Below are 25,128 nucleotides of genomic sequence, written 5' to 3'. Positions count from 1 at the left end.
CGGTAGGTTTGCCCGACACGAGCAGGCAAACGGCCCGACCGGACGCGGGAGACGGATGGAGCGGCGGGATCGTTTTGGCCTTGGCCAAAACAGACCAGAGCGCAATCCGACGGAGCGGCCGGGGAGGGACGTGCTCGCGAGGCGGGCAAACCGGGGGCCTGGGTGCGACGCCGCGGTGAGGCCGAATGGCCGAATGCGCGACGGCCCGTAGGGCCGTTTTCCCCTGCGACACGCGCAGCCGAGCTGGCCAGGCCGAAAGGCCTATATGCCGCAGTCCAACAACAAGCCTCGCATCTGGCTGACCAATGCAGTCCTGTGATCGACGAGGCGGCATCGCGCCCGATGCGATGCGAGCAGCGGGAGGGGCTTAGTGCGTCAACTGAACGCAATTACAACGAGTACAAGACCAGCGACCAAAACAATCTACAGCGCGCACGTTGCAACGGGTTGATACAAACGCTTCGTCGCTCATCCATTCGGAGGAAACACCTGTATCGCCAAGCACCACGTCTTGCCCATCAAATCGGACCCATTTGATAGGCCTGAAAAAAGTTACTCGTTAACTACATGGTTCTTTCCTAGCGACTGCGATGTGACGGAGAAACTGATTAGTTCTATACTTTTTGTCGAAAAAATTGACCCATTGAGGGGTGATCCGATTACCCTCCAGGCGAGAATCAATCATCAGAAGATTCCGCCTAAGCGCTGTGCCGCCAGCAGTGGGTAGCGAATGCGGCTGGCTGATGTATACTATGATTTTCTGGAAGAAGGCGAAGTAGTGGGCGTCGCGCTTAATACACGTCGCGATCAGTGCCTGCCATTCGGCCTGGAGAACACTTTCAAGACCAGTGAATGAGGTCGGGCGACCACGGTCTTTGGAAGAGTTGTGTTGTTTTCGACCAAACCGTAGTCTCGCCAATTCGTTGCACTGGAAAGCTGGTGCAAGGCGTTCAACTGCGCTGAAGCGTTCGCGACAAGGGATTGGTTCTCCGCGGATAGCGGCGAGAAGCAATCCGCAACTTGTTGCTCTCTCACCTGCTCTGCGAAGTGACCGTAGGTTTTCATCACTGTTAAAGTATTGGCGTGGCCCAGTTGCTTGGCGGCAGTATCCAACGATGCGCCGTTGCGGATCAAATCACTCGCATAGGTGTGACGGAGGCCGTGAAAGACAAACTCCTTGGGAAGTTGCGCCACTGCAACTGCTGTACGGAAGTGAAGGGTGTGTTGACGTCGCCATGGTTTGCCTTTCGATGAATGAAAGACGTGATCTGCGGGCCCTTTTCCTTCAATGCAGCGAAGAAAAAACGCCATCCCCTCAGCTGGCAGAAACACGAAGCGGGAGGGGCTATTCTTGAAAGCTCGGACAATGATCCCAAAGCCTTTGTCGGCGACATCTCCGACACGCAAGTTCCCGAGTTCTCCTACCCTACAACCAGTGTAAAGCCCCGCGAGAACCAAATCCCTCAGGCTTGGTGCGCATGCTTCCAACAGCCGCACACATTCTTCACGGGTCAGAAAGATGGTTCTCGGACTGTGATTGACCGATATGCGGTGAAGGCATTTCCATGATCTCTCGTTTTGGAGATGGCCGTTCTCCCAGGCATACTGGAACGCCATCCTCAGGATCGTCACGAGTGAATTGAAAGTACGCTTGCGTCGTCTGACTTCATCTGTGTGCAGGTCGTCGATGCTAACGCGGGGCAATGGTTCCTCGAAGCCACGCTTGGGCGGTGTCTCCAAAACCTGGACGGCAAGCCTTTGCAGGTCGTGCCCATTGAAATCCTCGATGGGAATGGAAGAAAACGAGGCGACGAGGTGGTAGTTCATCAGAGTCAGGTTGTTGTAATGCCCACCGGCGGACCGCGCCATCTTTGTCCAGATAAGGTAGTCTCTGAGAGCGTGCCCGACCGTATAGACTTGGCCGATGGGGCAGACCGCTAACTCGGTGACTCGGCCCTTTGGCCGCGCAGCCGTCGAAAGCGACTTAATCTGCCCAGTTTCGAACCACTCGAACGCCCGCTCAATCGCGACGTCAAAGCCGATGTGGGGCTTGTTGAGGTTCAGCGCAGGGCCGAGGCATTTTTGCTTGTAGTTTCCGTCGGCTTTCAGCGTTCTCGCCACCCAGTTGCAAATACGGCCGTCTTGCCGGTGAACACCGATGTGGCGCCCTCTCAGCAGAGCGTGCCAATGGGGATATTCGCGGAAAGGCAGGCCAAGGATTTCAGCTTCGCTCTGAAAACGGCAGCTTTTGACGGTGTTCACTGTGCCAAGTTCTTCCGCGACGCGCCTAAGGTGCCCGGTCATTGCTTGGCCTTTCATAGCCGCAGGACCTGCACAGAAACGGAGCGAATCTGCGGGCCTGTTAATACAACAGTAACCTTTTTCGTCACTGATGGGATGAAATCTAAATTTTCACTCCCTAGAAGGATCCGGCTTTTGGAGCAGCACACTTTCTCAAATTTGTATAGGTTCACCCAAGCTGATTTGCTGGATGAGGCGTTCCCGCCAAATTGGATCGTTGTCAAAGGGGTTGCGGGGCTTTTTGATGTCAACGCTACGATACTTGCGAAAGATGCCTCAGCGCTCAGGGTGGCTGAAGCCCACCTTTCAAAGTTTGGGTTCCTAATCGAAGACAGTTATCTTCGGACATGCGGATGCGCGATAGACCTGCATATTCTCGCCGCTAAGTGCCACGACCCAAAAAACGAAGGCCACCAAGAGAAAAAAATATAGATTCCTTGCGGTTAAGCCAAATACCCGTCACTCTATCACTAAACATACCAATACAGCAAAAGGGGAACCGCGTTGCCGCGGCTCCCCTTGCCCACTTTTTCGAAATCGTCCTGATCACGCGAACAGCGACAGCCCCGCGCTTGCGTCCTGTGGCTGCTCACCGCTGTCGATGAACGGGATGATCGAGAAAGTCTGGCCACCACGCTGCTCCTCGTTCTGCACGGCGTTGACGCGCAGGTCGCCATCAGGCGTGTTGATCAGCAGCGACAGGTAGTCATTGCCCGTGCGGCTGCTTTTCGCCATCCAGGCGGAGCCGACGCGGATCGGCGTGCCACGTGGCGAGCTGACCTCGATCCGGTAGTCGGGGTGGGTCTCCTCGGTTTTGTAACTGTTCTCGATCAGCATGAACTCCAGATCGAAAATCATGTTGGCGATGTAGCCGCTGAAGGCGTTGGCGGCGTCCATGGCGCTCAACTCGCCTGAGATCGAGCCGGATTTCATCAGGCCGTTCGAAACGAGCGGGATAATCTCGAATTCGCCGCTCTCGGCCGAGCGCGCCTCTTTCGTCTGCACCGCGTTGACCCGGAAGAGGCCGAGGCCGACATCGATCTGCATCGAGATATAGGGATTACCGCTGGTATTGCCAGTCTCGTTCCAGGCCGTGCCGATGCGCACCTTGCGGCCCGATTTGTTGATCGCCGTCACGTCGTAATCCGGGCTGCGTTCGGACATCTTGGCCCGCGCCTCAAGTTGGATGGCGATGTCAAAGTGCGGCGAGTGGATCATGCCGGTGTACTCGGCGGCTGCAGTCTCGACATTGCGGGTGAGGGTTCCTGCGAACATGGGATGGTTCCTTTCAGATTGGTCGGTGCCTGACGTGCTTGCCAGCGCATCCGGGAGTGCCTTCTCGACCCCGTGAGGGATCACAAATCAGAAAGCCTGCTTGTATCTTTGACGGTGCGACGGTTCCCCCAGCGGAACGTCGTAATCTGGGAACGGCGTTGCTAACCATCCCGGGGGAAGTCGGACCGAAAGCCTGCAGGTAGCAACGTACCGAAGGAAAGAATGGTCGGCTTCCAAAGATGGAACTGTTCTGAACAGATGGAGGGGAGTCACCGATGTCCCGGATACAAGAAAAGAAGACCATCGCAACGGCGGCGTCCCCATTCATAGTCATTGGTGTCGACGTCAGCAAAGACCAGCTGGACGTGTTTGTTTCGCCTGCGGGCAATCATCACAGCTTCAAGAATGACGTCGGAGGCGTAGCCGAACTGGTCAACTTCTGCCGAGATCATGACGCCGATCTCGTAGTCCTCGAAGCGACAGGACGCTATCACAGGATGGCGCACGAAACGCTTCATGCGGCTGGGGTTAGGACGGCTGTCGCGAACCCAGCTCGGAGCCGAAACTTCGCGAGGTCGGTAGGCCGCCTGGCCAAGACCGACAAGATCGATGCGCAAGTCCTGGCTGAATATGGTGAAAGAGTTCGACCTCCAGCAAGTACACCGCCTTCCGAGCTGCAAGCAAAAATTGCAGAGATTACAGTCGCTCGCAGGCAAATCGTCGATGAAATGAAGATCCTGAAACAACAGCAAACACAGACACTGGACAAATTGGTGACTGCGCAGATCGAGGCGCGCATTTCTTTGTGCCAGCGTCATTGCAAAGATCTCGAAAAGCTATTGGCCGAATTGATTGAAGAAGACGATGGCGTCAGGCGAAAGCATGAAATCCTTACATCGATTCCGGGCATCGGGCTGACCACAGCAGCAACTCTGATATCCGAGCTCAACGAACTGGGCGGCGCCAACGCCAAGCAGATTGCATCTCTTTCCGGTGTCGCACCCATGAACCGTGATTCAGGCAGCTTCCGCGGCAAACGCAAGATCGGCGGCGGACGCAAACCAGTGAGAGACGTCATGTATATGGCGGCCGTCGTCGCGATCCGCTGGAACAAGGACATGGCCGCGTTCTATCAGCGCCTCAAGAAAGCGGGCAAACCTTTCAAAGTCGCAATCACCGCCGTGATGAGAAAGCTCCTCATACTCGCAAACACGCTTCTCAGCGAAAACAGGCTCTGGTCAGAAACACAGCCTTGATTTTCGAGACAGATGCTTTCCTTTCAGCCCCGCCCACGGGTCAGAGCTGCCGTTCGAGTGGGAATGCCCCCGCGCCTCCGGGTGCTACACCCCTCCCCTGCCCGTCTGGTCTTGATTGGTTGCCCGGATATTCCGCGCCGTCCTCCGATCGCGCGGTGAAGAGCTCAGCCTCTTTGCCGTTCAACCGGTACCCGCCCCGTTCGGTCAGGCCGATGCAGCTGCCATTCGGCAGATAGGTGATGAGGTACTGGCCGAGGCTGTCCTTGTGGACGCGGTAGCCGGTATTGGCCCAATGCACGGTCTGGTCGGCATCAACGGTGGCCTTGATTTCATCGAGAGTCATGATCTCATCCTTCCGTATTCTGCTGCCAATTAAGCAGCGTCTGGGCGGACGCAGATCTAAGCCGCCTCGTGCCGCGCAATGCCGGATTGCCGAAAGGTGGCTGGCGACACGCCGATCTCTTTCTTGAAAACCCGGCTGAAGGCGGACTCCGATGCATAACCCGAGACTTCGGCTGCCTCGGCCACCGACAGCCCCCGCGCCGAAAGCGCCTCGCGCGCGATCTGCATTCGCCAGGAGGTGACATAGGCCATCGGCGTGACGCCCAGCCGGTCCGAGAACCGCTCGGCAAAGCCCGTCCGCGACAGCCCGGCCTCACGTGCGAGGCTCGCGACGGTCCAATGTGCTATCGGCGCACGGTGAAACGCGGTCAACGCGCGCGCGAGTTGGGAATCGGCGAATCCCGCGACACCGCAATCTTTCTCTTGCTCCGATTCGATATGGGCGCGGATCGCCTGGGCAAAGATCGCCTCGGACATCTTCAAAGCGATAAGGTCACCACCGAGCCGTGCTCCGCCAGCCTCGGCTCCGATGACCTTGAGTGTGGCTTCAAGCCATGCGCCAGCCTCCTCGCCATAGCCGCGCAAATGAATGAACGGCGGCAAGCGGTCGAACAGCAGATGCCGCGACCCTTCGGCCAGCGCAAAATGCCCGCAGATCAGCTGCGTGTCGCGTGGGCTCTCATCGCCGCCCCAAACCAGTGTACCGTGTCCTGGAAACCCGGAACGGGACAGCACGTCGTCCAGAGGCAAAGCCTCGTCCGGCACAGTATGGCGGCAAGACAGCACATGCGCCACGCCGTGCGGAATCACGATCAGGTCGCCCTGCGCCAGATGCACCGGAACGTTGAGCCCTGCCACGCGTACAAGCGCCTCGCCCCGATGGGCAAAGTGGAAGCGTGCCACGTTACGGAAAGCGGGGACGCGAACACCCCAAGGCTCAGTGAAGCTCGTGCGGAAGTAGAGCGTGCCACGAAGCGAGAGGCGGGTGAGGATGTCGCTGAGCAGGTCCAACATACCCGCACGATGTGACGGCAGTCGCCGTTTGTCCAGCCGGTCGGACGAACGCGCATTAAATCCGGACTTCTGGACATTCTGCATCCGCAAACCGGCAGAGAACCTGAAAGGAGGAGATGTAAAAAATGAGCCTCCCATGAAAAGCAAAGTCGCTTCGGTTGCAAACATCGCCTTGGCACAGACAAAATGGCTGGGCGGTCCCGGTGCCCATCGGACGGTGCACGTCCAATCGGCAATGGCCTGCGGTTCGTTAGTCGGCGAAGGCAATATCACCTTGATCCTGTAAAGGTACCACCACTGGACCTTCCTTGGCTCATCTTTGCCACTGAACAAGCTCAACTGTGGCGCTGCTGACTGTCCAGAATTCCGCTATTTCCAGATCCTCCCCGATGCGTTGACTGAGTTCGAAAGGGTGGGCGTCTTTCCCTAGGTTCCACAGCCGTCAAAGAAGACCTGATCATGCACGAGGTCGAACACGCGTCGCCCAATGCCGAGACAGCTACAGCTACATACGCCACAGAATACGCATCGCGCCATGCTGACAACGCAACGACCGCATTGGTGTTCGGCAAGTTCTTTCCACTTCTTGGACGGAACTGGCGGCGGATAGCGGCGATGTTGCGGAGGAGCGACGGGGATTGGCTGAACTCGGCAGGTCCGCGACGTGCCGCGCATTTGATGGCTTGTTTCTCATCGCAACAGTTCAAACATTCGGACGATCGGGCAGGTCCCGTGAACGTACTGGAATTCCTGCGACCTGTCAGTTGCTGCAGTTTCGGTCCATGCCCGGCAGGCCAATCGGCCCGGGCGTCACAACCCAACCGAAAGGAAAATCTATGTCTCCCAAATTCACCCTTGTCGCCGCGACGCTTGCAGCCCTTTGCGCCTTCGGTCCGGCTATGGCCGCCGATGAGGCCAACGTCGCCCCTGGCCTGACCTATGGCGGGGCTCCGCTGGGCCTGCATGGCGCCGATCCAGTCGCTCTTTTGGACCAGGGCGCCAATGCCGAGGGCAATGCCAGCTTTGCAGCAGCGCATGATGGCGTAGCCTACTACTTCGTCTCGGAAGCGAACATGAAGGCCTTCGAGGCGCATCCGTCGCGCTATGTGCCGCAATACGGTGGCTTCTGCGCCTTTGGCGTTTCGGTCGGCAAGAAGTTCGACGGCGACCCGCGCTTCGCGGCCGTCTTGGATGACAAGCTATATGTCTTCCTGAACGAGGATGTCTTCAAGGCCTACATGAAGGATGAGGCCGGCACCATCGAGAAGGCCGAAGGCAACTGGATGACGATCGAGCACACCGCCGCGACGGATCTCTGATCTTCAACTCATGAACCCGGCCCGCGGAGATCCACGTGGGCCGGTCTCTCAATCTCTCACAGGAAACTCCGATGACCCATCCCATAACATTCATCAGCCACGCGCTTTGCCCCTACGTCCAGCGCATCGCCATCGCACTGAACGAGAAAGGGGTGACGAGTGAGCGCGTCACGATCGATCTGGCGAACAAGCCCGATTGGTTCCTTGCGATTTCGCCGCTCGGGCGGACGCCGGTCCTGACGGTCGGCAACGCGACCCTGTTTGAGTCCGCGGCCATTCTGGAATACCTTGAAGAAACGCAGCCCGACCCGCTGCACCCGGCGGATCCGGCCGAACGCGCGCGACACCGCGCGTGGATCGGCTTCGGCTCGGAATGCCTGAACGACATCACCGGCTTCTACACGGCCCCCGATTTAGGAACACTTGAGCGGAAGGCAGCGGCACTCCATGTCCGGTTCCGAGTGATGGAAGGTCAGCTTGACCCCGGACTCTGGTTCGCTGGTGCTCGCTTCAGCCTGGTTGATGTGGTCTTCGCGCCGGTCTTCCGTTACTTCGACACGTTCGACCGGATCGGTGATTTCGGCGTCTTCGACAGCCTGGACGGGATAGCCGCGTGGCGCCGTTCATTGGCCGGGAGGCCTTCGGTGCGGAATGCAGTTACGGCGGAATACGACGAACTTCTTTTCGATTTCCTGTGTCGGCAAGGCGGTGCGCTTTCGCAGATGATAGAGCATTCCCGCACGACGTTTCGGCAGTCGGCATGACCTGCGTTGTCCCCGCCCTTCGCTTCGCGCGACTGACTGAGGTGCCGCTCGAGGAACTGATCGCGCATATGTCGGATCCGCGCCTACGCGCGCATATGCCGCTACTGGTTGGCGCCTGGGGCGAAGCGGAGGCGCAAGCCTTCGTGGTGGCCAAGGAGGCCTGCTGGGCGCGGGACGGCCTCGGCCATTGGGCTTTTCTGGCCAATGACCGCTATGTCGGCTGGGGCGGCTTCCAGAAGGAAGGCAAGGAATGGGATTATGGCCTCGTGCTGCGGCCGCCGGATTTCGGGCTAGGTCAGCGGATCACATGTGCAGCTATTGAGTTCGCGCGATCTGACCCACGCATACCCTTCGTCACCTTCCTCCTTCCGCCATCTCGCCGCAACCTCGGAGCGCTCCATCGGATGGGTGCGCAGGCTGTTGGCCGACAGAACCACTCAGGCGCCGCGTTCCTCAAATTCCGCCTTGACACCTCGTCGCGAGACAACAACCCCCAAAGAGGTACCTCATGACAACCATCGACCATCTGCTGGTAATCACATTCTCAGCCTCGGGGTTGCCGACGTTCCGGCGGCGCGCACTTTCTACAGCCAAGTTCTGGATATCCTCTGCCTCCGTTGTCTCGCCGAGGGAGACGGACTCGCCGCTTGTATCACGTTCTCCCGCCGCGCTGCTTCCGCTCAGCCGGTGACATTCAGATCACGCCAACCAACGGAAGATGTGGGGCGGGTCACCGCTTGAGTGGAACTAGGTCGTGGTGGCAGACTTATGCATATTTTGGCTTATAGCTCGCCCCGATCTGAAGCGCTTATTGGGCATTAGGTCCGACATCGAGCATACACGCGATGGATTGGAGGATGACCGCGTTGGTATTAATATCGCTATATGTCCTACTGGCCTCGCCTGTCCTTTGATTGATGCTGGAAGCAAACCCATAGGGGGTTCTAGCCTTATCCCGCACAAAGGTCAGAAGCTGGTCGCAGAAGGGGTGGTCTTTGTAGGACGCCCACAGAAAGGCCGCTTTAGGGCTGATCGAGAGGTGCTGCTCTCGGAATTCTTTGGTACGATGCACCTCCAATCCGTCCACGGTATCTGTGGCCCAAACTCTACCCTGCGCATCAAATTGCAAACCTTGGTACAAGAACCAGGGGTCACTGTTGATCGGTGCCTCTGATACAGCGATCGTCCGTCCGGTTTCCATATGCTCTTCGAGCTGAGCGGCAAACAGCACATCGGCAAGGTAAGCGGACTCTGGCGACATGCCGAACTCCAGTGCTTCCATTAGAAGGGGCTCAGCCCCAAGAGGACCAATGTGACCACAAACCTCAAGCAGCGCCATCTGACCATCGGAGGGACTACGCCCTTCGAATACTTCGTAAGGTGACCTGACTTCGATACCCCAGGTTCGAAACGCCCAGGCAGCATAGTGCGCGCAATGCGATCTGAACGTACTTTGTAGCTGGTCACCCTCTACTGAGTAAACGATGCCATCTTCCACAATGTCCTTCAGATCCCAGTTCGCCACCGTCGGAGCGGCGCGGTCTTTCACCAAGGGGTGGGTGTCGAGATTGTATAAAGCGGACAGAAGCCGGCCCGCGTCACACCCATCAAAGTTACGGTTTCCCCATTTAGATTTATTCGTGGCAATCCAACCTTGCGGCAAGAGCCTATCTTGGGAGCGTCGCCCTACGAGGCTTGGCAAAATGCGACGGATAGATCGCTGGAATTTCTTGGGCGTGATCAGTTCCAGATCAACCGCGGCCATCAATGCGAAGATGTGGCTTCCTACATCCCACATCGTTACGGTTTCATGGAGCCTCCGGTGGGCAGGGGCAAAGTTCGCCGTGGCTGGGCAAAGTCCAGTTCGCGGATTGGTCCATTTCTCAAAATAGGACCAAGCCACCTTGGCATCCTTTAACAGTTGTGCGCGCGCTTCGTCATTCTGATGGCTTGGGGTCTTTGAGATTTGTGTCCTAAAAGCTTGGGTCCTTCTGTGGTGGGTGATGTAGGGGCCGGTGGGGATGAGATGCCTGACATACGCGGGGAGCGAAACAAGGTTGGAAACACCATCATTCTCAATCCGACGGAGCACATTTTTCAGTGAGACTCTGGCGGCTCTGTTTTGCACAAGCCTGGCAGAGATGACGAGGATACAATCTCTCGTACCGAGAGCCGCTCCCAGGGGGACGTTCAAAGCCCCGACATCTCGAACGGATACGGTCGGCAAGCTCAGAACATTCTGTCGGTCTAAACCAGCTTCAGGAGCGGTTGCGAGCTTGGCGGCAATCCCATGGACCCCACCGGGCGCAGAGCTCGGGGGCACGGGGGGCGTTTCTTGAGAGTGGGCGAAGATGTCTAGAGGAGCCCCTGAAGGACGGGTTTCTTGCAAAGTAATCCAGTAACCTGAGGCGGGATCTGTAGACGTATCCAGGCCAAAGCTCGATGGTTTACCTTCAGCCGTCAGCTCTTGTTGGAACGCTAGCAAGGTTTCGCGTTCTTGGTCGCTTGCATCTGGGGCCAGGACAAAATGCACCCCTACGTTCCTACGATAGGCATAAGCGTCGCGGAACTGGATATCAGACGCGAGGATCGGGCTGACCCAATGATCACTCTGGTTCAGGACTTGCGAGGCAAAAGCTGTAGCTGCTGCTTCAAGTCCTGCCATGGGAAGCGCTAGAAAATCTTGCGCAGACAGATAGTATACACGCTCCACGGATTGATGCTGGGGAAGGTTGTATGGTTTGTTTGCGGCCAACAACTGTATTCTTTGGCCACCCACTAGTCTGGCCACACCATCTTCCCAAGCTTCGGGCCTCACGCCCGTACTTGTCTGGGGGCGCATCAAGACATTTCGGATGCCGGCTGCTCGCACTCCCGACGGCGCGAGGGGGCTATCGATCAGATCGCAGGCTATGGTTTGACTTGCCATCTCAAAGTATGCGCCCGCTGAAGCGTCTCCTAAAGCATTTTGCAACGTACGTTGAGCCTCATAAGCCGCACGCGCCTGAAAAAACGGCGTCATGCTGCCAAGGCTTCTCACAAGGGGCACAACCTGAATCAGGCCTGGAGCACGCTCAAGGCGAGCGCATAAAACATTAGATAGTGCGCTAGCGGGGGAATTCGGCGAGTTTTCCTTAAGAATATCTGGGTCGACCACACATGACACCGGCAAGCCTTTGCGCGCCAGCGCGTCCAAAACGATGGCTGTTCGGACGTGATTGGTGTCTGGGTCAAGACCGTCCATCACCACCAGAGTGTTGAGCGCCGTTGTATCAGCGGCACCGCCCCTTAAGGGCAGGGACAAGAAAAAGGGGGCAGCTGTGCCCCATTTGAGAAACGTACGACGAGCGATCACGTTAGTTTCGCCTGTTCAAATTTGTATCCCATGCGCGTCATGCGCCCCCAAGAAGCCAAAGATCCGGTCACAGCCCGCCAGACCGCTTTGATCACACAAATATACAAGACCTGACGATAGTAGAGACGCTGCAATGGCAGCAAAAGCAACAAGCGTCGGTCTTCTTTGGAGTCGAATCGGAATGCGATCAGGGCGCTTAAGACCTCCAAGGCCGGCAAAGCGAGGTAAGCGATGAGCATTGGATTGGTCAGCAGGGCCGCGTAATCCTGCTCCGCGGCTCCGAAGGTCATGAAGAACTCGACAAGAAGGATCACAAGGAACAAATCTGCCAAAGGGGCGATAAACGGCATCAGGTAACCGAAGATCGCCAAGTCCGGCAACGCCACAAGACCCAGGTTGCGACGCTCCCCTACCGCGCCAAAATGCTTCCAGCCTGCCTGCATCATGCCCAAAGACCACCGCAGACGCTGGGTCATCAACGCCTTGAGGGGCGTGGGAACTTCCGTGGTCGCCACAGCGCGGTCTTCATAGATAACTTGATAGTCCGTCCGCAGCATTGCCATCGTCATGTCGGCATCTTCCGTAAGCGTTTCGGTGGAAAAAATACCGGATTCCATTAGTGCTGTGGTGCGCCATGCGCCAATCGCACCAGGTACAACTGTGATAGCATTGAGGTATTCTTTGGCGCGACGCTCGATGGCTTGGGCTGTGATGTATTCCAATGCCTGCAGACGGGTAAGCACGTTGACGCGGTTGCCAACCACGACCCGGCCGGCCACCGCCCCGACTTGAGGATCGTTGAAATGCGCAGCCAACAGGCTGACGGCATCAGGCGCGATCTGTGAGTCCGCATCGATGCAGATCAATATATCACTTTGGGTTTCATCGAGGGCTGCGTTGAGCGCGGCAGCTTTGCCCCGGTTGGGTTGTCTCAGAACGTTCACCAGCGGATGATAGGTGAAACTGATCGCCTTCTCGTAGGTGTCATCGGTCGATCCATCGTCGACCACGATAATATCGAAATCTGAATACATTGAGTATAGGGCTTGTCTAATACATTTTTCGATCACCCGTCCTTCATTGTAGGCCGGGATGACGATCGTCACTGAAGGGATATTCTTAGAGCGGCCTGCGGTATGGCGCGTGCGCTTCATCGCCAGCAGCAATAGGCCGGCGGATCGGATCATCCCGATTGTAAAGACGCACCAGAACGCGATTTTGAGCAGAGACCAGCTATTCCCGATCGCCAAAAAGGACATGCTGCCAAAGGTAGATGTCAGGCGATTTCCTTCGGGCATAAGCAGCTCCGGCGATGCGCCCAAGAGATCGCCCAATGTGGCGAATGTATAGCCCTTCCCGCGAAGTTCGGAAATCACCCGCGGTAGGGCAGCAACGGTCTGACTTTGATCCCCCCCTCCGTCATGCAGCAGAACAACACCCCCTGCATTGGTCTCGACTTGCCTGATGATTTCGTCGGCAAGCTCATCCGCGGTTTGCGTGATCCAGTCGCGGGGGACGACATCCATGCCTGCAATGATATACCCCGCTTTTTCCAAAGGCATGATGGAGGCGACTTCTTTCGAGGTTATTGGCCCCCCACTGCGCATATAGGGCTCACGATAGAGCCGAATGTTCTTCCTCGTTATGCCGTTAAGCAGCAGTTGCGTGGAGTTGATCTCGACCTTCGCGCGAGAAGCGGACACCTCTCCCATGTTCGGGTGCGAGTAGGTGTGAGAGCCCAGCTCATGTCCTTCTGTTAGAATGCGCTTGACTATATCCGGAGCGGCAGCCGCGTTATTGCCCAAAACAAAGAAAGATCCAGGTGTTTGGGTGTCTCGCAAAATGTCCAAGGTCGCGGGCGTGTGCTGGGGATGAGGCCCATCGTCAAAGGTCAGAACAACCTGGTTAGGCGCCCCCGCCCCATAAAGCTGAACGATGCTTGCTCGAGGGAGCTCTTCATAGAAGACCGCCGAAATCTTGCCAGCGCTTGTAGTTTCCACAGCGCGTTTTCCCACTTCGGGCATCGAGATTGGTGCTACAAATGGACCGTGCCCCAAAAGCTCAACGTAGTTTGACAAGACGACGTTCTTAAGGCTCTCGCCGTTCAGGTTTAGACCCCGCGTGGTTTGGTCGATGACCGCCCAAATTCCAGGATCTTCATACCCAAGCCCACTGACGCCAAATGCGGTTACCCCTCGTTTTTGCAGCGTCAGAATTTGGTTATGCGCGGATGCGGCTTCCAGCATCCAAGCCCGGTGCTGAAGGCCTTGCCCGTCTACATAACTTGCTCTCGTATTACCTGCTTCTGCGACAAACTCCGGCAGACTCTGTTGATCAGCAAGTGCAGACATTATCCTGGCGAAGGGTTGTACCACTGGGCGGGGGCGCCCCGAGATCCAATCGACGGCATGCGTGCCAAGCTCGATGACGAGTTTGCCAGGCGAAACATGTTCTTGAAGTGAGGCGATATGTGTGTCGAACCAGCGCTTGTCGGCGAGCGGCTGTGGGGCAGACCCAAGCCAATACTCATGGTAGCCATTGACGATCACCGTATCAAAGAAGCGGTTTGCAATGACCAGAAGGCTATCGGAAGCACTGCTTGGTAGCTTGACGCAGGACGACAGCCCCCGCTCGTTCAGATCTTTGGCGACTTGGCGACCTAGAGTTCTGAATGCACCCCCTTCTATGGAGATGAGTGGGCTTGCATCAAGGCAAAAGCCCTTGATAGGTCTTCCCGATCGTTGCAGGTCAAAAAAATTCACCAGCGCTGTTGCTACTTTTTCACCGCCCCCCTCGACGGCCAGAAGCCGCAAAACCGACGCATCAAACTGAAGAATGGGCATTACCTTCAGGTTTGGGTTCTGCGTGGCATATTTCCAGAGAGGGTCGCGGGTTTCTGCACTCACTCCGCGCACTGCGACCGTTCCCTGCGCGGCTGTCAGGTGAAACCAAGTTGGCAGAAGCACATGGAGCACGTCACAGCTTTCGTTGAAAGATTTAGCTGCCCAAGGAAGGTCGGCAGGCACTACGGCAAACACTTTTTGTATCTGCGCAGGTGCTGAAGACCGGCTTCCTTCCTTGTCAGCTGACAAACACTGGTACTTCTGAGCTTCCTGTTGAGCATGAAGATCGATCGGGGCAAGATTGGGGTTCTGATCTCTTGGATGTACTGAAAGAACTCGGGGGGCTGATGCCGTGGCGCGTCCTTTCAAAGCGTCAATGGGTTCTGGCAATGCAGCTTCCAGTCCACCATCCGACCCCACGGTCATCGCAAAGAGCATCAGCCAAACCAGCACACCGATCACGACCGTACTGGCAGAGAGAAGAACGCGGGACCTCCTCTTGCGACTGGGGTCCCAAAAAACGCGATCAGACAAACCCCGGTTGATACGAGGCTCATGATATCCTCGGTGCCGACTTATGCTCTTTTCTACTGGTTCTTTTCGCCGACCTAAATTGAGCATTCGCGCCTTCGCATCTGTCACTCCCCGCATAGATGCATTTGAGGCGAAGAACCGAATGGAGCCTTTCAATGTAGGGGAGCGACCTTCCTAGGGTTCTGACCCGCCCCCGATGGAAGTGGGGCCTTCCGGCAGGGGTGATCACTCAAATATCATTGGCAGGCGACTGATGGTCTCGGACCAAACAGTCCTCGTAGCCGTGAAAATCTATGCAGCCACGAGTATAGATTAAGGCAACAACATGTCACTCCATTGCACAATCTTGTCGCAATATACAATCTAGGATTGTACAACTGTTTCCCCGAAGAAAACGTTCTGCCGCCGGATCGCAAACTAGTGACGAAGACAGAAGCACAACTATCAGGCGATTCGCGAAACAAGGGGAATCATTGACAAGATAGGTGCCCATAAACATGCTAATAACTGTTATGGTTCCTACAGCCCATGACTACCCCAGTAACGGCTATGGCTTCGGCCGTAGCCGTTCATTTATAAGTTTGAATTCGAGTACATCTCTTGCGCCGAAGACCTGCAGCGCTCATGCTGGGGACGCCGAATAAGACGTACTACGGCCTGTTTTGTCGTTGACGATTGCCGCACCAAATCGGGCAAGGCGCATGCCAAAGGAATGCTATCAACGACACTTCTCTAAAGGATCGCTTGCCGAATGGAGAGATTGTCCCCCAGCATATGCGAAGTCCCTATATGCCCAGCTTTCTCTTGGTCGCAATGATGTCATTTCTGAACATATAACCGCGGACCAGGTTTGGGTCGTCGTTGACGGGCCACCACTCGGTTTGTCCAGGATGACTACGCCAAACACGATCAAAGCGGTCAACGACATGTCGAATGCAGCTTTTCTCGCCGGCCGAGCGGCCAGCACGCCCATTGTTCGGCCAATACCATGTAAGATCGTGGCACATGCGCCCATAGGCATCAACGCGCCACTCTCCTGCGCCCAAGGATTCGCTGTTTTCCGCACACCAAGCCCGCGCCTGGTTGTTAGAGCCAAAGTAGATGCCCCCTCCGCAATTCTCGTCCCAGATAGCTGTCTTTCCGACGTACACGGCCATGATTTGCTGGGGTGTGGGAGTTCTCGCGCCATGGGGTAGGGGGTCGGCAATTGCGCAAAATGGGACGGTCGCTAACACAACACATGCGAGCCATGCTTTTAGGCGAAACATAAAGGTAGGATTCCTTTGGCCAGAGCGCATCAATATACATAAGTTCAGCGCCTCCAAGGCTTAAGTCAATATTTATTCAGTTTGCCCGACCCGAGCAGGCAAACGGCCCGACCGGACGCGGGAGACGGATGAAGCGGCGGGATCGTTTTGGCCTCAGGCCAAAACAGACCAGAGCGCAATCCGGCGGAGCGGCCGGGGAGGGACGTGCTCGCGAGGCGGGCAAACCGGGATGCCAGGTGTGACGCCGCGGTGAGGCCGCATGGACGCATGCGCGACGGACCGAAGGGCCGTTTTCCCCTGCGACACGCGAAGCCGAGCAGGGGAGGCCGCAAGGCTATCGACGCACTACGCCTTGTCGGCCTGCACGGCTTGCCAGACATTGCAGTACTTGGTAGTCTATTGGAGCACCAAGGAGTCTGCCATGAGCGTTCAAAAGCAATCTGTCAGCTTTACCGACACGGCCTACACTTTCGCCAAGGAACTGGTTGAAGCGGGCGAGTACCCGAACATGAGCGCGGCGGTCTCGGGTGAATTGGCGAAGGCCAAGGCAGAGCGGGATCGTGAACGGTCTTTGTTTGAGGCAGAATTGGAACGCCGCCTGTCTCTTCCACTCGACCAATGGGAACCCGTCGGCGAAGCCTCAGACGTCACCGCAGGCGCGCGGGCCCATCTTGCGGCGATGGCTCAGAAGACCTGATGCGTTTTATCAGGCATCCGTTTTTTGAACGGGACCTTATCGGCATCGTTGATCATATTGTCGACGTGACTGACGGTGACGTTGCTGCAGCAAGCCGCAGGCTCGATGAAATCGATACCCTTATCCAGAAGATTGCCGAAAACCCAAAATCCGGCGCTCGCCTCAGCGGCAAGCTTGACGGATGGCTCGTGCGCCATGGCGGCGCAGGTCACCGACTGACCATCGTATTCAAACCGGACTTAGATACCGGAATTGTTTATCTCGCTCTCGTCGCATTCGGCGTTCGGGACTGGATGAGGCTCGCGTCGGCAAGACAGGTGTTCGCAGACTAACTTCAAAGCCATCTACTGCGAAAAATCTCAAGACCGGGGTTCTGCCTCAATCTGTGTGGCGGAACGGTAGCATTCTCGCCCGCAACAATTCTGGACCGGCGCGGCCGTACATGGCGCGTTTGAGGGTTTTCAGGCGATTGATCTGACCTTCTGCTTGGCCGTTGCTCCAAGGCATCTCGATGGCGTTTTTGACGGCATCGTAGTCCCGGTTCAAGGTACGGGCAAAGCGCACGATGGGCACCAGGTCAGTTTCGATTGCATCGTCGATCCATGCAGGGAGCGGGTTTGCCAGGCGGCCGCGCAGGATGCCATTGAACCGCATGGCGAGGCTGCGCATCTTTGCGAAGGCTGGAGAACCGGCCTTGAGCGCGTCGACTTTCCGCGCCTGATCCGGGGTGAGCTTTCCGCGGGGTTTTATGCACAGCGCGGCCGCGATGGAGACTGTCAGATATTTTGTGCCCTGGCGCGTTTGATTAGGCCATTGGGAAGCGGTCTTCGAACATGATTGCCAACTGACTTTTTACGGCATGCCATTCGCGCACTGAGCGCTTCCACTCCTGTGATGTAGCATTCAGCGCCAGGTAGATCAATTTTGCCGCCGCCTCGTCGCTGGGGAAGTGGCCCCTTGTGCGGACGGCGCGGCGGATTTTCGAGTTCAGCGCCTCGATGGCATTGGTGGTGTAAATCAGCCTACGCACCTCCGGCGGATAATCCAGGAATGGGATCACCTCGCTCCAGGCCCGTCGCCAGCTCGGCGCTATGGCCGGGTATTTGGCAGCCAGATCGCTTTGCTCAAATTCAGCCAGCGCGGCCTCTGCCGCCTCGGCATCCACGGCGGTGTAGACGGACTTCAAGGCCTTCGCGACAGCCTTGCGGTCCTTGTAGCTCGCAAAGCTCATGGAATGGCGCAGGAGATGCACGATGCAGGTCTGGACCTGGGTCTGCGGGAACGCCGCCTCGATGGCCTGGGGGAAGCCCTTGAGCCCGTCAACGACCGCGATGAGGATATCCTGTACGCCGCGATTGCGCAGATCGTTCAGCACCTTGGCCCAGAACTTGGCGCCCTCGTTCGCCTGGAACCAAAGGCCCAGCACGTCCCGCGTCCCGTCTGGCAGGATGGCCAGGGCCACGAAGACCGCCTTGTTCGACACAGCCCCGTCGCTGCGGATGTTGACCCGGATCGCATCCATGAACACCACCGGATAGCATGGCTCCAGGGGGCGGTTCTGCCAAGCGGTGACCTCGTCCATGACCGCATCGGTGATCGCCGAGATCAGGCTGGGGGAGGCCTCGACGCCGTAGATCTCCTCAATATGGCCCTGGATTTCCCGGGTCGTCATGCCGCGCGCGTACATGCTGACGATCTTGGTATCGAACTCCGGAAACCGCCGTTGATATTTGGCGATCAGCAACGGATCAAAGCTGCCGTTGCGATCCCGGGGAATGTCCAGAACAACCTTGCCGTTGTCCGTTGCTACCGTCTTCTGACTGCTGCCGTTGCGCCGGTTCGGCGGCGGGTTCGCACCTTCAGGCGGCGGATCGGCCCGTTCCTCGGTCAGATGCGCGTCCAGCTCGGTGCTCAAGGCGCGTTCCGCCAAAGCCTTCGTCAGCTCCTGCAAAATCCCGTCCTTGCCGAACAGGTCGCCGGGCTTCCGGCCTTCCATAAGTTGGTCCAAAAGGTCTTTGTTGATGCTCATACGGGGGTCTCCTCATCTCAGAGCTACCACGCCAGAGCACAAAATTCAGGATAGTCCCCCGCGATGGCCGGGGAAATCGCGTGCCCCGTTTCCGGGTCCCGAACCGGCTTCAGGATCTGGTGCTCCACGGCGGGGCCCTTCGCTTGCTGTTCGGCTCTGCGCCAACCCGCCAACAGACGCTGCAAATGTGACTGGCTCCCCTCGTACCCACGCTCTTGGATCAGATGGAACAGAGCACTGCCAGTTCGAATGCCGTCCTTCCAGCTTTGGCAAAGGTACTCTTCAAAGTACCACGGCGACGTTGGTTTCAAAGCGGCCCGCCTGCGGTCCGGTGGCGTCTCGAACTGCAGCCATTTCGCGATGCTGCGACGCGGGAACCCTGTTCGCCGCCCGATCTCGCTGCAGGAAAGCCCCTGATTTCGGAGCGCATGGATGGTTGCGAATATCTCTTCCCGAGATGACCTGTGTGCAAGGCGTGACTTCAAAAGGCTGCCGGCTGCGGTGATATTGTCGGCGTCGGACAGCAGCGCCCTGCCAGTCGCACGACCGTGAAGGTTCATTTGCTCCTCGATGGCCTGCCGCAGGTTTTGCACGATATGGAACCGATCAGCGACCTGCTTCGCCTGTGGTGCCCCTTGCCGTGCAGCCTTGGCGTAGAGACCACACCGATCTCTGCTGATCACTCTCACCTCGGGGTGTCGCTTGAGCCAGTTGGTGCAGGTGACGACATCTCGATCCTCGAGAATATCGATGACCACGTGACGCTCCAGATCGACAATGATCGTGCCGTAGGTCTGTGACTTCCGCCAGCTCCAGTCGTCGATCCCGATGACCGTCGGGGGCTCGGTGGTGCCTTGAGCACGCTTCTTCACCTGCCTGAGCACCGTGCCATCGCTGATCCCAACGCCCAAACGATGCAACAACCGCTCGGCAGGCCATCCGCCGGTTGCATGCCCAAGATGGCTGACAATCTCCGCGACACGCGTAGTACGACGTGCAAATGGACGCGCAATCGAGGCAATCTGGTCTGAGAAGGTCCGGCGTGGGCAAGCGGATGCCTGACATTGCCAACGGCAAATCGCGAGATCAACCGTTACCTCGTCTCCATGGGCGGGATAATCCTGCAGCCGCCGACGCCGCCAGCCGTGACGTCGGCGCGAATGCAATCCACAGTCTGGGCAAGTGCCGTTGGGCGCCAAGACCCCAGATACAATCCAGCCGCCAGATTCACTTCGCTTAACGCTTTGAACGGCAACATCGCTCCCGGGCGACCAGTGCTTCTTCGAACTCACAACTATCCCTCCTGAATTTTCCAGATTCAGGATAGTTCCGCCACACAGATTGAGGCAGAACCGGCAAAAGTCACTTCTGGCAGATCCAGTTGTCTGGCGTCACGGTCGTGGATTGCGGCAAAACTAGACCTCAGGCGATCGTCCGGCATGTACAGATGGATGAAGCGGACGGGCGTGGTAATCTCCCAGTTCGATCTGTGACCTTCGGGCAGTATGCACACGGTGCCCGGTTGTCCTGATCCCGCCCCGCGGTCCAGCCTTCGGGTGCCGTAGCCGCCCTGCAGGTACAGGCTGAAGGCGTGCCCTTGGGGCCCCGTCATAAAATACCCGATCATCCCGGTGTTCCCAAATCGTCACCTGGCGCCCTGCGCCAAGGTCAAGCGTGGTCACTGCATTCGCTGTGGGAGAGTGGGCAAGGAAATCACGAACAATCTGCTTCATGCCCCTGTTTAGACCAGCGCAGTCCAAACGAAAATGGTCCCGCTGCGCTTCACCGCAAGATCGTGCAAATGCGCGTCAGCAATCTCGCATAGAGGCGATGGCAAAGGAGCCTACAATGAGCACACCCGTCCTCTTTATCGCGACTGTTTTCATCTGGGGCACGACTTGGATCGCAATTGCGGCCCAAGTCGGAGATGTCCCCGTATCCGTCTCGGTGTTCTATCGTTTTGCTCTAGCAGGAGCTGTGATGCTGACCGGGCTAGCCTGTCTGGGGCGGTTGCGACGGCCCGCAGTCTGGCGCTTTGTCGTCGTGCAAGCACTGTGCCTCTTCTGCCTGAATTTTCTGTGCCTCTATACGGCAACCGCCACTGTACCCTCGGGCCTCGTCTCGGTGATCTTCTCGCTGGCCTCAATCTTCAACGCGATAAATACACGGATTTTCTTTGGTGACCGGATCGAGCGAAAGACGATCCTAGCAGGTGGGCTGGGGGTGGCGGGGCTGACCCTGTTGTTCTGGCAGGATCTTGCAGTTGCCTTGGACCCAGCAACACTGCGGGGCATCGGATGGGCCACTTTGGGGACTCTAATATTTTCATGGGGAAACATGGCATCGCGGAAGAATTCGAGCCTCGGCGTCTCGCCGTTGACTGCGAATGCTTGGGGCATGGGGATGGGGGCACTTACTCTTCTGGCGCTTTTGGTGATCAGGGAACAACCTCTTGTCGCACCCGAAGGCAGTGCCTATTGGACCGCACTGGCGTATTTGGCAGTCGTCGGTTCGGTCGTTGGCTTCACGACCTATCTCCTACTCGTCGAGCGAATTGGTTCTGCTCGTGCCGGTTACGCAACGGTGCTCTTTCCAATCGTCGCTCTGACGGCATCGACTCTGTTCGAAGGCTACGTGTGGACGGCGAGCGCGGCCATGGGGGTGGTGCTGGCAGGTGTCGGGAACATCGTGATGTTTCGCAACCGTGAGCGCCCCTAGGGTCTGCAAGGTAGACCTTGAGCCGCGCCAAAAACCCTCCCTTTTGGCATGGCTGACAAACGGTCGATTTTCGGCAGCCAATAACCCCGTTCAAAACTCAAGCAGTTGTTGAAGGTTTTCGGCCATCTCGCAACAGCGGACATCCATGGACCATGCAGCATCAGTCACCTTGGGCTCTTCCGTAGCATTGGCTGCAGGCGACACGAACGTCTGCAATGACCGCCGGTTTCTTCGAACACACTAACGTAGAAAAAGGGGAACCGTGGTCCCACGGCCCCCCGTTCGGTTCAGATAGTCTTCTCTCGCGCGCTGGTCATGCGACCAGTGACAGCCCCGTCCCTGCATCCTACGGCTGCTCACCGCTGTCGATGAACGGGATGATCGAGAAGGTCTGCCCGCCGCGCTGCTCTTCGTTCTGCACGGCGTTGACGCGCAGGTCGCCATCGGGCGTGTTGATCAGCAGCGACAGGTAGTCATTGCCCGTGCGGCTGCTCTTCGCCATCCACGCCGAGCCGACGCGGATCGGCGTACCACGCGGCGAACTGACCTCGATCCGATAGTCGGGGTGTGTCTCCTCGGTCTTGTAGCCGTTCTCGATCAGCATGAACTCCAGATCGAACATCATGTTGGCGATGTAGCCGGTGAAGGCGTTGTCGGCGTCCATGGCGGTGAGCTCGCCTGAGATCGAGCCGGATTTCATCAGGCCGTTCGAGACCAGCGGGATGATCTCGAATTCGCCGCTTTGGGCCGCACGCGCCTCTTTCGTTTGCACCGCGTTGACCCGGAACGGGCCGAGGCCCACATCGATCTGCATCGAGATATACGGGTTGCCGCTGGTATTGCTGGTCTCGTTCCAGGCCGTGCCGATGCGCACCTTGCGGCCAGACTTGTTGACAGCTGTCACGTCGTAGTCCGGGCTGCGTTCGGACATCTTGGCCCGTGCCTCGAGCTGGATGGCGATGTCAAAGCGCGTCGAATGGATCATGCCGGTGTATTCGGCGGCTGCGGTCTCGACGTTGCGGGTGAGGGTTCCTGCGAACATGGGATGGTTCCTTTTCAGATTGGCCGTTGCCTGACGTTCTTGCCAGCACATCCGGGATTGCTTTCTCGACCCCTCCTGGGATCACAAACCAGAAAGCTCGCTTTCCTTTCTTCCCAACCTCCGGTTCAGCGCTGGCGCCTGATAGTTTGTGCCACCTCACCGCCGGGTACGACGCCCCAACCCTGCCCGTCTGGTCTTTGTTGGCTGTCCTGGCTCTTCTTGTCGCCACACTCCGGTCCAGAGATAAAGAACTCTGCTTCCTCTCCGTTCAAACGGTGCCCGCTCCGATCTGTCAGGCCGATGCAGCTACCATTCGGCACATAGGTGATCAGGTACTGACCGAGCCTGTCCCTGTGGACAACGTAGCCGGTATTGGCCCAGTGCACGGTCTGACCGGCATCCACGGCTGCCTTGATGTCTTCGAGAGTCATGGTCTTCCCCCACACCTATTCCGCTGCAACTGAAGCCACGCCCTGCGCGGCGTCTGGTCCGGGTCCAACAATCCGTGAGAGAATGCCCAATGTATCGACCCCGTCCCCATGCGGCAGGAACAACCGCAACTGGAAGGCGATGATCTCGGTGAAACACCCCATTGCCTTGAGGCCGTCGATCATGCCCTTGTCCGCACCGCACAGCTCGAGACGCATCTCGCCTGCAACCCGGCGACGGGTCAGGGTCAGACCTCGGCCCAGATCGACCGGCGCGGTGGTGCCGAGGACAGCGGTCAGCATCTCTTGTGGCGTTTGCGGATTGGAGACGAGGAAGCGGGCGCGCAGCGCGGCCGCGCCTTGCTCGCTCAGCGTCCGCCCGATCATCGCGGCCGCTCCGTCAGGCGTGACCCTGTAGATGCGTTCATTCGTGGTCGGAATGTCCTTCCAGATCGGCAAGAGCAGCCCGGTCAGCAGGTAGAGCTTGGTCGTGGTGGTTTTTGGCAAGGACGCAGCCTCGGCATCCCAAAGCCGTGCAAACTCGGGCCTTCCGATGTCTTCCCAGGCCGAGGACTCGAACCGCGTTTCCTCCAGATAGCTGGACCCGTTTGGCCTCACCGCCTTGCGCATCAGCGTCACGATCTCCTCGTCATACATCTGCATGGGGCGTGCCGAGATGAGCGCCGCGCGACCCGAGGCGCGATTGACCATCGGCCGCTTGTCGGGGTTGCGCGACAGGGCGTCATCCGCCGACAGCACATGGACCGGGTCCGTCACCTCGAGCCCGATGATCCGCGTCACTGCGCCGGATTTCGGGCAGGTCCAGAGGTCTTCGGTGGAAACCTGTTCGATCTTTTCGCCGCGCAGGGTTTCCACGCCGAGGTCGAGCGTGCCCGCCGCGCGCGCCCGCTCGGTCTGGTCAGCGATCCGGCGCATGAACTCGGCAAAGAGCGCGTTCTGCATGTGGATGGGCAGCGCCAGCACCCGGTTGAGAAACCGCTGGATCGGCGGCAGCTCTTCCAGCAGCACCCCGTCCTTGTCGATCAGCCGCAGGGCTGTCCAGTCGGTGAAGCTCTCGTAGCTCATCGCCTCAGCGCGCCCGGCGGCAAGATCGGCGAAATACCCACGCAGCGCCGCCCGTGCGATCGGGCTTTCGAGATTGTCCTCCTCGCGGAACATGCCTTGCGAGCCGGTCTCGCGCTGGCCCTTGGTCAAGGCCCCCAGTTGGTCGAGGCGTTTGGCAATCGTCGAGGTGAAACGCTTTTCGCCATGCACATCGGAGGTGCAGACCCGGAAGAATGGCGCGCTGACCTGAGCCGAGCGATGGGTGCGGCCGAGCCCCTGGATGGCCGCATCGGCGCGCCAGCCGGGCTCCAGCAGGTAGTGCCGCCGCCGCTTCTGGTTCTTGGCCGTTTGCGCCGCATGATAGGACCGGCCGGTCCCGCCCGCATCGGAGAAGACCAGGATATCCTTATCCCCGTCCATGAAGGCCTGGGTCTCGGAGGAATTGCTGCTGGCGGCGCGCTTTTCGATGAAGAGATGGCCATCCTCGGCCTTGAGGGGCCGGATCGAGCGTCCGGTCACTTCAGCGACCGCCTCGTCACCAAAGGCCCAGAGGATCTGATCGAGCGCCGAGGGGATCGGGGCCAGCGTCATCAACTCCATCATGGCCGCATCGCGCAAAGCGAGCGCTTCGCGGGAGACAACCAGCGCGCCGGTCTCATCCCGCAAAGGTTCCGCCACCATATTGCCGTCGATCTCGACCAGCTTTTGCGCATGAATCGGGAAGGCCTGTTCGAGGTATCCCAGAACATAGTATGCCGCGTCACCGTTATGCGGAGTTCGGGATTTCAACCTGTTGTTCTGCTGATTCATTTTCGGGTTTCCACTTTGGATAATCATGATGCCTCTGCTCTCAACCGCAGAAGGACATCCCCCATGAA

18 protein-coding genes and 3 pseudogenes are annotated in these 25,128 nt (G+C 58.0%); 8 read left to right on the top strand and 13 right to left on the bottom strand.

The features are described from left to right. Positions 1-807: 807 nt before the first annotated feature. The gene (locus O4H53_RS25815; RefSeq protein ID WP_269367773.1) at positions 808-2,319 is read right to left on the bottom strand and encodes a tyrosine-type recombinase/integrase; all 1,512 of its coding nucleotides are present in this window, start codon (positions 2,317-2,319) and stop codon (positions 808-810) included. 528 nt (positions 2,320-2,847) lie between these two features. After that, complete coding sequence (locus O4H53_RS25810) at positions 2,848-3,576, bottom strand: DUF736 family protein (RefSeq protein ID WP_269367772.1); 729 nt, start codon at positions 3,574-3,576, stop codon at positions 2,848-2,850. A gap of 275 nt (positions 3,577-3,851) precedes the next feature. Here O4H53_RS25810 and O4H53_RS25805 point away from each other — a divergent pair, with 275 nt between their 5' ends. Further along, positions 3,852-4,832 carry an IS110 family transposase gene (locus O4H53_RS25805; RefSeq protein ID WP_269367771.1) on the top strand — a complete coding sequence of 327 codons (981 nt, stop codon included), beginning with the start codon at positions 3,852-3,854 and terminating at the stop codon, positions 4,830-4,832. Between the two features lie 40 nt (positions 4,833-4,872). Here the strand turns inward: O4H53_RS25805 and O4H53_RS25800 are convergent, their stop codons facing one another. Then, positions 4,873-5,175 (bottom strand): hypothetical protein, encoded by a 303-nt coding sequence (locus O4H53_RS25800; RefSeq protein ID WP_269367770.1) that lies wholly within the window; start codon positions 5,173-5,175, stop codon positions 4,873-4,875. 56 nt (positions 5,176-5,231) lie between these two features. Then, entirely contained in the window at positions 5,232-6,188 is a 957-nt protein-coding gene (locus tag O4H53_RS25795) for an AraC family transcriptional regulator (protein WP_269367769.1), read from the bottom strand. Between the two features lie 136 nt (positions 6,189-6,324). On the opposite strand from O4H53_RS25795, the gene O4H53_RS25790 reads away from it, so the two are divergent. The 4 genes and pseudogenes from O4H53_RS25790 (at position 6,325) to O4H53_RS25775 (ending at position 8,783) form a co-directional block, all read left to right on the top strand. Further along, positions 6,325-6,474 carry a hypothetical protein gene (locus O4H53_RS25790; RefSeq protein ID WP_269367768.1) on the top strand — a complete coding sequence of 50 codons (150 nt, stop codon included), beginning with the start codon at positions 6,325-6,327 and terminating at the stop codon, positions 6,472-6,474. 733 nt (positions 6,475-7,207) lie between these two features. Further along, positions 7,208-7,507, top strand: a pseudogene (locus O4H53_RS27230) (YHS domain-containing (seleno)protein); the annotation flags it as partial. 71 nt (positions 7,508-7,578) lie between these two features. Then, the gene (locus tag O4H53_RS25780; protein ID WP_269367766.1) at positions 7,579-8,271 is read left to right on the top strand and encodes a glutathione S-transferase family protein; all 693 of its coding nucleotides are present in this window, start codon (positions 7,579-7,581) and stop codon (positions 8,269-8,271) included. Beyond that, positions 8,268-8,783, top strand: coding sequence for a GNAT family N-acetyltransferase (locus tag O4H53_RS25775; protein WP_269367765.1), 516 nt, complete (start codon positions 8,268-8,270; stop codon positions 8,781-8,783). Before O4H53_RS25780 ends, O4H53_RS25775 begins: the two co-directional genes overlap by 4 nt. Positions 8,784-9,079: 296 nt before the next feature. Here the strand turns inward: O4H53_RS25775 and O4H53_RS25770 are convergent, their stop codons facing one another. From O4H53_RS25770 to O4H53_RS25760, 3 genes are all read right to left on the bottom strand, one after another. Continuing rightward, on the bottom strand, positions 9,080-11,626 hold the full coding sequence (locus O4H53_RS25770; protein WP_269367764.1) for a DUF3131 domain-containing protein: 2,547 nt from the start codon (positions 11,624-11,626) through the stop codon (positions 9,080-9,082). Then, positions 11,623-14,931: a glycosyltransferase gene (locus tag O4H53_RS25765; RefSeq protein ID WP_269367763.1), complete on the bottom strand. Its 3,309-nt coding sequence runs from the start codon at positions 14,929-14,931 to the stop codon at positions 11,623-11,625. Before O4H53_RS25765 ends, O4H53_RS25770 begins: the two co-directional genes overlap by 4 nt. 857 nt (positions 14,932-15,788) lie before the next feature. Next, positions 15,789-16,271 carry a DUF995 domain-containing protein gene (locus tag O4H53_RS25760; RefSeq protein ID WP_269367762.1) on the bottom strand — a complete coding sequence of 161 codons (483 nt, stop codon included), beginning with the start codon at positions 16,269-16,271 and terminating at the stop codon, positions 15,789-15,791. Positions 16,272-16,692: 421 nt separating this feature from the next. On the opposite strand from O4H53_RS25760, the gene O4H53_RS25755 reads away from it, so the two are divergent. Together O4H53_RS25755 and O4H53_RS25750 are read left to right on the top strand one after the other, a co-directional pair. Continuing rightward, positions 16,693-16,968, top strand: a complete 276-nt coding sequence (locus O4H53_RS25755; protein ID WP_269367761.1) for a hypothetical protein — start codon at positions 16,693-16,695, stop codon at positions 16,966-16,968. Further along, positions 16,968-17,300: a type II toxin-antitoxin system RelE/ParE family toxin gene (locus tag O4H53_RS25750; protein WP_269367760.1), complete on the top strand. Its 333-nt coding sequence runs from the start codon at positions 16,968-16,970 to the stop codon at positions 17,298-17,300. Before O4H53_RS25755 ends, O4H53_RS25750 begins: the two co-directional genes overlap by 1 nt. 46 nt (positions 17,301-17,346) lie before the next feature. Here O4H53_RS25750 and O4H53_RS25745 read toward each other — a convergent pair. From O4H53_RS25745 to O4H53_RS25735, 3 genes and pseudogenes are all read right to left on the bottom strand, one after another. Then, positions 17,347-17,736 (bottom strand): annotated as a pseudogene (locus tag O4H53_RS25745) (ISL3 family transposase); the annotation flags it as partial. A gap of 37 nt (positions 17,737-17,773) precedes the next feature. Further along, a complete protein-coding gene (locus O4H53_RS25740; protein WP_269367759.1) occupies positions 17,774-18,997 on the bottom strand; it encodes an IS256 family transposase in 1,224 nt (407 codons plus the stop codon). A gap of 23 nt (positions 18,998-19,020) precedes the next feature. Continuing rightward, the gene (locus O4H53_RS25735; RefSeq protein WP_443069643.1) at positions 19,021-20,289 is read right to left on the bottom strand and encodes an ISL3 family transposase; all 1,269 of its coding nucleotides are present in this window, start codon (positions 20,287-20,289) and stop codon (positions 19,021-19,023) included. A 556-nt stretch (positions 20,290-20,845) separates the two neighbouring features. Here O4H53_RS25735 and O4H53_RS25730 point away from each other — a divergent pair. Continuing rightward, a complete protein-coding gene (locus O4H53_RS25730) occupies positions 20,846-21,715 on the top strand; it encodes a DMT family transporter (RefSeq protein WP_269367758.1) in 870 nt (289 codons plus the stop codon). Positions 21,716-22,061: 346 nt separating this feature from the next. On the opposite strand, the gene O4H53_RS25725 is transcribed toward O4H53_RS25730, so the two are convergent. The 3 genes and pseudogenes from O4H53_RS25725 to O4H53_RS25715 form a co-directional block, all read right to left on the bottom strand. Next, positions 22,062-22,757 carry a DUF736 family protein gene (locus tag O4H53_RS25725; RefSeq protein ID WP_269367757.1) on the bottom strand — a complete coding sequence of 232 codons (696 nt, stop codon included), beginning with the start codon at positions 22,755-22,757 and terminating at the stop codon, positions 22,062-22,064. 125 nt (positions 22,758-22,882) lie between these two features. After that, on the bottom strand, positions 22,883-23,188 hold the full coding sequence (locus tag O4H53_RS25720) for a hypothetical protein (protein ID WP_269367756.1): 306 nt from the start codon (positions 23,186-23,188) through the stop codon (positions 22,883-22,885). Positions 23,189-23,203: 15 nt separating this feature from the next. Next, positions 23,204-25,000, bottom strand: a pseudogene (locus O4H53_RS25715) (strawberry notch C-terminal domain-containing protein); the annotation flags it as partial. Positions 25,001-25,128 lie beyond the last annotated feature (128 nt).

Source organism: Sulfitobacter sp. G21635-S1, from assembly GCF_027213915.1.
Lineage (GTDB): Bacteria > Pseudomonadota > Alphaproteobacteria > Rhodobacterales > Rhodobacteraceae > Sulfitobacter.
This window is presented reverse-complemented; position numbering and strand designations above follow the sequence as displayed.

What these genes read in the sequence shown, in the direction of transcription:
- O4H53_RS25815 (WP_269367773.1), bottom strand. Translation starts at nt 2,319, where the DNA reads ATGAAAGGCCAAGCAATGACCGGGCACCTTAGGCGCGTCGCGGAAGAA.
- O4H53_RS25810 (WP_269367772.1), bottom strand. Translation starts at nt 3,576, where the DNA reads ATGTTCGCAGGAACCCTCACCCGCAATGTCGAGACTGCAGCCGCCGAG.
- O4H53_RS25805 (WP_269367771.1), top strand. Translation starts at nt 3,852, where the DNA reads ATGTCCCGGATACAAGAAAAGAAGACCATCGCAACGGCGGCGTCCCCA.
- O4H53_RS25800 (WP_269367770.1), bottom strand. Translation starts at nt 5,175, where the DNA reads ATGACTCTCGATGAAATCAAGGCCACCGTTGATGCCGACCAGACCGTG.
- O4H53_RS25795 (WP_269367769.1), bottom strand. Translation starts at nt 6,188, where the DNA reads ATGTTGGACCTGCTCAGCGACATCCTCACCCGCCTCTCGCTTCGTGGC.
- O4H53_RS25790 (WP_269367768.1), top strand. Translation starts at nt 6,325, where the DNA reads ATGAAAAGCAAAGTCGCTTCGGTTGCAAACATCGCCTTGGCACAGACA.
- O4H53_RS25780 (WP_269367766.1), top strand. Translation starts at nt 7,579, where the DNA reads ATGACCCATCCCATAACATTCATCAGCCACGCGCTTTGCCCCTACGTC.
- O4H53_RS25775 (WP_269367765.1), top strand. Translation starts at nt 8,268, where the DNA reads ATGACCTGCGTTGTCCCCGCCCTTCGCTTCGCGCGACTGACTGAGGTG.
- O4H53_RS25760 (WP_269367762.1), bottom strand. Translation starts at nt 16,271, where the DNA reads ATGTTTCGCCTAAAAGCATGGCTCGCATGTGTTGTGTTAGCGACCGTC.
- O4H53_RS25755 (WP_269367761.1), top strand. Translation starts at nt 16,693, where the DNA reads ATGAGCGTTCAAAAGCAATCTGTCAGCTTTACCGACACGGCCTACACT.
- O4H53_RS25750 (WP_269367760.1), top strand. Translation starts at nt 16,968, where the DNA reads ATGCGTTTTATCAGGCATCCGTTTTTTGAACGGGACCTTATCGGCATC.
- O4H53_RS25740 (WP_269367759.1), bottom strand. Translation starts at nt 18,997, where the DNA reads ATGAGCATCAACAAAGACCTTTTGGACCAACTTATGGAAGGCCGGAAG.
- O4H53_RS25730 (WP_269367758.1), top strand. Translation starts at nt 20,846, where the DNA reads ATGAGCACACCCGTCCTCTTTATCGCGACTGTTTTCATCTGGGGCACG.
- O4H53_RS25725 (WP_269367757.1), bottom strand. Translation starts at nt 22,757, where the DNA reads ATGTTCGCAGGAACCCTCACCCGCAACGTCGAGACCGCAGCCGCCGAA.
- O4H53_RS25720 (WP_269367756.1), bottom strand. Translation starts at nt 23,188, where the DNA reads ATGACTCTCGAAGACATCAAGGCAGCCGTGGATGCCGGTCAGACCGTG.